At 73.9% G+C, this 6,910-nt stretch carries 8 protein-coding genes; 3 read left to right on the forward strand and 5 right to left on the reverse strand.

Annotated features, from left to right (window positions below; translation table 11 throughout):
• Nucleotides 1-190: 190 nt before the first annotated feature.
• Nucleotides 191-1,522, reverse strand: a complete 1,332-nt coding sequence (locus C1J00_RS10910; RefSeq protein ID WP_102908837.1) for an aminotransferase class I/II-fold pyridoxal phosphate-dependent enzyme — start codon at nucleotides 1,520-1,522, stop codon at nucleotides 191-193.
• Nucleotides 1,523-1,557: 35 nt separating this feature from the next.
• Here C1J00_RS10910 and C1J00_RS10915 point away from each other — a divergent pair, with 35 nt between their 5' ends.
• Nucleotides 1,558-2,244 (forward strand): pyridoxamine 5'-phosphate oxidase family protein, encoded by a 687-nt coding sequence (locus tag C1J00_RS10915; RefSeq protein ID WP_102908838.1) that lies wholly within the window; start codon nucleotides 1,558-1,560, stop codon nucleotides 2,242-2,244.
• Nucleotides 2,244-2,876: an FMN-binding negative transcriptional regulator gene (locus C1J00_RS10920; protein WP_102908839.1), complete on the forward strand. Its 633-nt coding sequence runs from the start codon at nucleotides 2,244-2,246 to the stop codon at nucleotides 2,874-2,876. The genes C1J00_RS10915 and C1J00_RS10920 overlap by 1 nt, the downstream gene beginning before the upstream one ends.
• Before the next feature lie 53 nt (nucleotides 2,877-2,929).
• On the opposite strand, the gene C1J00_RS10925 is transcribed toward C1J00_RS10920, so the two are convergent.
• From C1J00_RS10925 to C1J00_RS10935, 3 genes are all read right to left on the reverse strand, one after another.
• A complete protein-coding gene (locus C1J00_RS10925; RefSeq protein WP_102908840.1) occupies nucleotides 2,930-3,880 on the reverse strand; it encodes a DMT family transporter in 951 nt (316 codons plus the stop codon).
• Between the two features lie 226 nt (nucleotides 3,881-4,106).
• Nucleotides 4,107-5,111 carry an EamA family transporter gene (locus C1J00_RS10930; RefSeq protein ID WP_102908841.1) on the reverse strand — a complete coding sequence of 335 codons (1,005 nt, stop codon included), beginning with the start codon at nucleotides 5,109-5,111 and terminating at the stop codon, nucleotides 4,107-4,109.
• Nucleotides 5,112-5,202: 91 nt separating this feature from the next.
• Entirely contained in the window at nucleotides 5,203-5,751 is a 549-nt protein-coding gene (locus tag C1J00_RS10935; protein WP_102908842.1) for a Clp protease N-terminal domain-containing protein, read from the reverse strand.
• A 224-nt stretch (nucleotides 5,752-5,975) separates the two neighbouring features.
• Here C1J00_RS10935 and C1J00_RS10940 point away from each other — a divergent pair, with 224 nt between their 5' ends.
• The gene (locus C1J00_RS10940; RefSeq protein WP_102908843.1) at nucleotides 5,976-6,404 is read left to right on the forward strand and encodes a type II toxin-antitoxin system Rv0910 family toxin; all 429 of its coding nucleotides are present in this window, start codon (nucleotides 5,976-5,978) and stop codon (nucleotides 6,402-6,404) included.
• Between the two features lie 60 nt (nucleotides 6,405-6,464).
• Here C1J00_RS10940 and C1J00_RS10945 read toward each other — a convergent pair.
• Nucleotides 6,465-6,910: PadR family transcriptional regulator (locus tag C1J00_RS10945; RefSeq protein ID WP_102908846.1), on the reverse strand; the 446-nt coding region annotated here is incomplete at its 5' end.

A 6,910-nucleotide genomic window follows, 5' to 3' on the forward strand; every position in this document is an offset into this window, starting at 1 on the left:
CCGGCCGGCGTCTCCGCCCCGGCTCCACGGAAGCCGGAAGCCCCCGGCTGTGTTCAGCCCTCACCACACGCGGCCCCAAAGCCCCGGTCGGCGCCACAGCCGTAGCTGCGCGTCGGCCCGGGGCCCGGCAGCCGTGTCCCCGCCCCAGCTCCGGGCGGAGGCCCGCTGCCGGCCCGGCCTCCGCCGTGCCTCAGTCGTAGCTCCGTGCGGGGGCGGGCCCGACTGCCGAGGCGATCGCGTCGGCCAGCGTCTCGATCTCGTCCCAGGCGAGCGTCGAGACGGTGATCCGGATGCCGGGCGGCGCGGCCAGCCGGAAGCGGGCTCCGGGGGCCACGGCCCAGCCGGCGTGCAGCAGCCGGGCGACGGCGCCGGTCTCGTCCGGCACGGGCACCCACACGTTCATGCCGCTGGCCCCGTGCGCCACGACACCGCGCCGTGCGAGCGCGCCGATCAGCGCGTCCCGCCGCCTCCCGTACGACGCGGCCACCTCGGCCGTGTCCACCGCGCCGTCGGCCCACAGCCGCACCAGGGCCCGCTGCATCAGGCGGCTGACCCATCCGGGCCCGAGCCGGTGCCGTCCACGGACCCGGTCCACGGTGAGGGCGTCACCGGTGAGCAGGGCGAGACGCAGGTCGGGGCCGTAGGCCTTGGCCGCCGAGCGGACGAAGGCCCAGTGCCGGGTGCCTCCGGCCAACGGGTGCAGGGGCACGTCGACGATGCCGTGCCCGTGGTCGTCCTCGATCAGCAGGACCTCCGGGTGCTCCAGGAGCACGGCCCGCAGGGCACGCGCGCGTGGCGCGCTCACCGCCGCGCCGGTCGGGTTCTGCGCCCGGTCCGTCACGATGAGGGCGCGCGCCCCGGCCTCCAGCGCCCGGCGCACATCCTCCGCGCGGGGCCCCTCGTCGTCGACGCCCACGGGGACGGTCCGCAGGCCGAGCGCCGGCACGAGATCGAGGGTGCGGCCCCAGCCGGGGTCCTCGACGGCGACGGTGTCGCCCGGCTTGAGGTGGGCCGCCAGCACACGTTCGACGCCGTCCAGCGCCCCGGAGACCACCGCGACCGGCCCCTCCGGCACCCCGTCGGCGTCGAAGCCGGCCCGTGCGATCCGGGCCAGCTCCGGCTCCACGGGGGTGTCCCCGTAGAGCACGGGCGCCCGGTCGCCCTCGGCGGCCGCCGCCGCGAACGCGCCCGCGAGAGGCGGCAGCAGCGCCGGGTCCGGATTGCCCTGCGCGACGTCCCGCACACCCTGGGGGACGTCCACCCTGAAGTGCTCCCGCCCGGTCGTCGCCGGCGCGGGCCGCACCCGGCTGCCCCGCCGGCCCGCGGTTTCGATGACCCCCCGCTCGCGCAGGGTCCGGTACGCGGCCGCGACCGTGTTGGGATTCACCCCCAGCTTTCCCGCCAACTCCCGCATAGGAGGCAGAAGTTGGCCCGGCCGCAGCTGACCGGCCCCTACCGCGCGCTCGATGCTCGCGGAAATGTCCGCTGCGCGACGCCCACTGATCGGATACTCTCCTAGCACAAAACCAAGTATGCACTAGTGCAATGGAGAGCGCCATGCAGGGGACCGCGCAGACGCCGTCACAGCCCGACACCGGCTACACCCCGACCGACCGCACCGTCCCCACCCGCTCCCCGGACCGGGCCTCGTACGACAAGGACCTGGTGCACGCGATACTCGACGAGGCCTACGTCTGCCACCTCGGATTCGTCCGCGACGGGGCACCGGTCGTGCTGCCCACGCTGTACGCGCGGATCGACGAGCGGCTGTACGTGCACGGCTCCACCGGCTCGCGTCCGCTGCGGGCGGCCGGACAGGCCGATTCGGGCCTTCCGGTCTGCCTGACGGTCACGCACGTCGACGGTCTGGTCCTGGCCCGCTCGGCCTTCCACCACTCGATCAACTACCGCTCCGTCGTGGTGCACGGCGTCGCGCACGACGTGACGGACCCCGAGGAGAAGCGGCAGGCCCTGGACGCGCTGGTCGACCACGTCGTGCCCGGCCGCTCCGCCGACTCGCGCCCCGCCAACAAGAAGGAGCTCGCCGCCACCGCCGTGATCCGCCTGGACCTGGACGAGGTCTCCGCGAAGCTGCGCACCGGCGGGGTGAACGACGAACCGGAGGACCTGGCCCTCCCCCACTGGGCCGGTGTCGTCCCGGTGCGTCCCACATACGGCACCCCGGTCTCCGACCCCGGCCTGGCGCCCGGCACCGAACTGCCCGGCTATCTCGCGGCTCTGTGATGCTGATCCACCCCTGGGACGCGCCCCGCGACGACGCCGAGTGGCAACAGTGGCTGGCCGGTCACGACTTCGGCCAGCTCGCCGTCAACGGCCTGCCGGGCGAACCGCCCCACGTCCAGCCCCTGCACTTCGCCTACGACGCCGGGCGCCGCGAGGTCGTCTCCCATCTCGCCCGCCCCAACCCTCTCTGGCCCGCGCTGGAGGCCGGCCCGGATGTCCTGCTGAGCGTGGTCGACGACTACGTGTTCGTACCCGGGCCCTGGCAGGCCGCCCCGGACGTCCCGCCCGAGCACGGCACCCCGACGAGCCTCTACACGGCCGTACAGCTCCGCTGCCGCGCCCAGGTCGTGGACGACCCGGCGGAGAAGGCCGCGCTGCTCAACCGCCAGGTCGACCACTTCCAGCCGCGGGGCGGCTCCGCACGGGCGGCGGCGGGTGAGGCCCCGTACGGCAGGATGCTCGCCGGCATACGGGGCCTGCGTCTCCAAGTGACGGACGTACGGGCGAAGTTCAAGTACGCCAACCACAAGCCGGCCGAAGTCCGGGACCGGATCGCCGCCGGCCTCGCGGCCCGCGGCGGCCCGGGTGACGCGAGGGCTCGCGACCATCTCCTGCGCAGACAGGAGGCCTAGGCCGCGAGGCCCCGCCTCACACGACGGTCCCGCTTCATACGGCCGTCACCGCCTCACACGACCGTCACCGGCTCCTCGCGCGTCCGGGCGCCTCGCACCTCCCCCAGCGCGAGAGCCCCCACCGAACCGAGCATCAGCAGGGTTCCGGCCAGCGTCGCCGCCGTGAGCTGCTCGCCGAGCAGGACGACGGCGAGCACTGCCGCGCTCACCGGTTCGAGCAGCATGATCACCGAGACGGTGGCGGACCGCACGACGGCCGCGCCCGCGAAGTAGAGGCCGTAGGCGAGGGCGGTGGGGACGGCGGCGACGTAGAGCAGCAGGAGCAGGAGCCGACCGGGCTCCTGGGTGTGCGGCAGCAGTCCCTCCGCGAGGGCGAAGGGCAGCAGGCACAGACTCGTGACGGTGAAGGCCCCGGTGGTCGTCCGGGTGACGTCACCCGCGCCGTCACGGCCCCACCGGCGGGTGAGCAGGGTCATCGCGCTGTACCCGGCCGCCGACAACAGCGCGAGCAGCACACCCCCGGGGCGTACGGTCGTACCCCCGCCGCCGAGGACGAGGACCGCGAGCCCGGCGAGGGCGCCCACGACGGCGCCGGCACCGCCCCGTCCCAGACGCTCGGCCAGGGTCAGCCGGGCGCCCAGCGCGATGAGGACGGGCCCCGCGCCCAGGGTGACGACGGTGGCCACCGCCAGGCCGGTGGCGGAGACGGCCGCGAAGTACGCGGTCTGGAAGACGGCGAGCCCGAGCCCGGTGACCCCGGTCCGCAGAGCCCGGCGGCCGAGCGGTTCACGCACGGGGGCCGCGGCGCGGGTCCGCAGCAGGCGGACGGCGAGCAGCAGGACGAGACCGGCGGCACAGCGCCAGAAGGAAAGGGCGACGGGCCCCATGTCGCTGGCCCGGTAGACCAGGGAGGCGGCAGCGCCCGCGGTGCCCCAGGCGACACCGGCGACGATCAGATAGAGGAGGCCTCGCCCGACGGGCAGGCCGATGGCAGTGTTCGACACGCGTTCTCTCCGCAGACGCGCACGGCACGCCGCACATGGCGAGCGGCGGCAGGTGCGCGGAAGTTCGGGAAGAACCCCGGATCATTCGGGATCGGGGGTCCACGGACTTCGTCTGCGGGCAGCACCGTTCTGCGCCGCGGCGAGTCGCCGGGCGCGGTTTCCGGAGGGCCCGCCTCAGGCGGCCGGAGGCGGAAGGACGAGTGCGTTCGAAGGCATGATCGGCACCCTAGGCGCTGGTTCCGCGCCGGGACAACTCCCTTTCCGGGCCGCCGCTCGCCACCGGCTGCCCGGAGCCCTTCGAGGGCGTCGACGACTGCGCGATGAAAGCGCCCGCCAGCACGATCGCCCCACCGGCGATCTGCGGTGCCGATAGGTGCTCGCCGAGCAGGACCCAGGCCAGGACGGTGGCGATGACCGCTTCGAGGCAGGCCACGACGCCCGCGACCTGCGGGGAGAGCCGGCGGACGGAGACGACACCGGTGACATAGGCGACGACGGTGGCGACGAGGACGATCCACGCCAGCAGGACGACGGCGGCGACGGGCCTGCCGTCCATGCTCGCGGTGCCCTGGAGCACCGACCAGTCCATGGTCCAGGGCCGGGCGACGACGGTCAGCACGGCCGCGCCGACGAGCAGACCGTAGGCGATGACACCCAGCGGGTCGGGCGCCTCGTCCCCCGCGTCGCTGCCCTGGTCGGACAGGACGAAGTAGCCGACCTGACAGCACGCCGCGCCGAGCGCGAGCAGCAGCCCCAGGGCGTCGAAGCCGAGGCCCGACCACACCTCGACGACACAGGCGAGCCCGCCGACGGCGAGCACGACGCCGACGGCCGCGGCACGCGTCACGGGCCGTTTCTGCACGAACCGCACCCAGCCGAGCACGAGCGCGGGCGCCAGGTACTCGATGAGCAGCGCCACCCCGACGGGGATCCGGGAGAGCGCCGCGAAGTAGCAGGCCTGGACACCGGCGACGGCGAGCAGACCGAACCCGGCGAGCAGTCCGGGCCGCCGCCGCACGAGCGCGCGATGGCGTACGGCGAGCGGCAGCATGACCAGGGCGGCACCGGCCACGCGCAGCCACACGACGTGCAGCGGGTCCAGTCCGGCCTCGATCAGCGGCTTGGCCGCGACACCGGATCCGCCGAAGGCCACCGCGGACAGGAGTGCGAGGCCGAGCCCCACACCCCTGCCGCGCCCGCTCACGCTGCTGTCAGTGGTACGCACCGGCACATGATGGCAGGCCGTGACAGGAGCGTCATCTCCTATGGCACCTGTCTCACAGCCTGGACGGGGGCGGATCGCCCTTCGGGAGGGCCGCCGCTCAGAGCGTGGCTTCGCCGCACTCCTCGGTGCGGCCGGACCGGTCGCCGAGCCGGCCGGACACCTCGTCCGGGTCGATGCCGGCCCGTGCGAGCACCTCGACCGCGCGCGCCTGCGGGTCGGCGACGATCGCCGCGAGCAGGTCGGTGCCACGGGCCGGCCCGCCACGCCCGGCGGCGCGTTCGCAGGCGTCCTCCATGCACCCGGTGGCGAGCGGCGAGAAGCCCGCCGCCCCCGTCACCACCGGGACGGCACCGGAGTCCTCGACACCGCTCTGCCAGCGCAGGCCGTAACCGATGCTGCGCTGGACGAGATAGCCGAGCAGCCGAGCGATCTGCGGCCCCTCGCCGAAGACGGCACGCGCCTCGGGGTCGGACTCCAGCAGCGAGTGGAGGAGATGGGCGGTGTCGATCTGCCGGTCCCCGTCCCGGACGGCCCGGCGCCGCGCACCGGCGACCACCGACGCCAGCTCGTCGCTGAGCCCGGCATCGTCGTCCGCGCGCTGGATACCGTGCTCATGGGCCGCCTGCCGGGGGGTTCGGGAGTGCACACCCTCTACCCCATCAGCCCCGCGCGCCCGGGTCATCCTCGGTGGGAAGCATTTCCGCGTCCCACGGGAAGTGGACTCCACCGGCCGCAATCTCCTCCTTGGGGAGGAGATCAGGCAGATCCGGAGGAAGACCTCGACGCGACTGACAGTTCGTCAGTATTGAACATTGCGGCCGCCACGGCTACGTTCCGCGACACCCAGCCCCGACACGAAGAGGTGGTCGCATGGCCGAAGTCAGCGCGGAGGCACGCATCGGGGCACCGGCCGAAAAGGTGTGGTCGAGGCTCACGGACTGGTCCGCCTACGGCGAGTGGAACGCGACCCACACGAGCTTCCCGTCAGGCGGCCCGGAGCCCCTGGCGGTGGGGGCGACCTTCCAGGAGAACATGCGGCTCATGAACTTTCCGGCCGAGGTGGCGTGGACCGTCGAGGAGCTGGAACCGGCGCGCGTGCTCGCCATCCGCGGCAGGGGCCCGATGGCGGTGACGGTGGCGACGCGCTACACCCTCACACCCGAAGGAGACGCCACGACGGTCCGCATCGACGGCGAGTTCACGGGCGCGACGGTATCCCTGATGGCGGGCAAGCTCAGGGATTCGGCCGCGGCGGCCCTGCACGAGTCGCTGCGCAGGCTGGACGGGCTGGTGGCCTGACGCCCCGGCATGCCGAAGCGCCCCCGGACCGTTCCGGGGGCGCTCGTCCCGCTATGACTTTCAGTCCTCGTCGGCAAGGATGAGGTACAGCTTCTTGCGGGCTTCGTTGATGACGCCCAGCGCCTTCTCCCGCTGCTCCTTGCTGCCCGTCTTCCAGACCTGGCCGAAGGCCTCCATCAGACCGAAGCCGGCCTGGCGGACCTCGCCGAGAGCCTCCCAGTCGACCCCGCGCGAGGCCTCCTCCCAGGGCGCCTCGGGGCCCTCCTCGGTGGCCTCGCGGCCCGCTTCGGTGAGCGAGAACAGCTTCTTGCCGCCCTCGGACGCACTGGCGATCAGCCCCTCGTCCTCCAGCAGCTGGAGGGTGGGGTACACCGAGCCGGGGCTGGGCTTCCACGCCCCGCCGCTGCGCTCGGCGATCTCCTGGATCATCTCGTATCCGTGCATCGGCCGGTCCTTCAGCAGGGCCAGGATCGAGGCGCGCACGTCGCCGCGGCGCGCCCTCCCCC

It is taken from the genome of Streptomyces cahuitamycinicus (genome assembly GCF_002891435.1).
Lineage (GTDB): Bacteria > Actinomycetota > Actinomycetes > Streptomycetales > Streptomycetaceae > Streptomyces > Streptomyces cahuitamycinicus.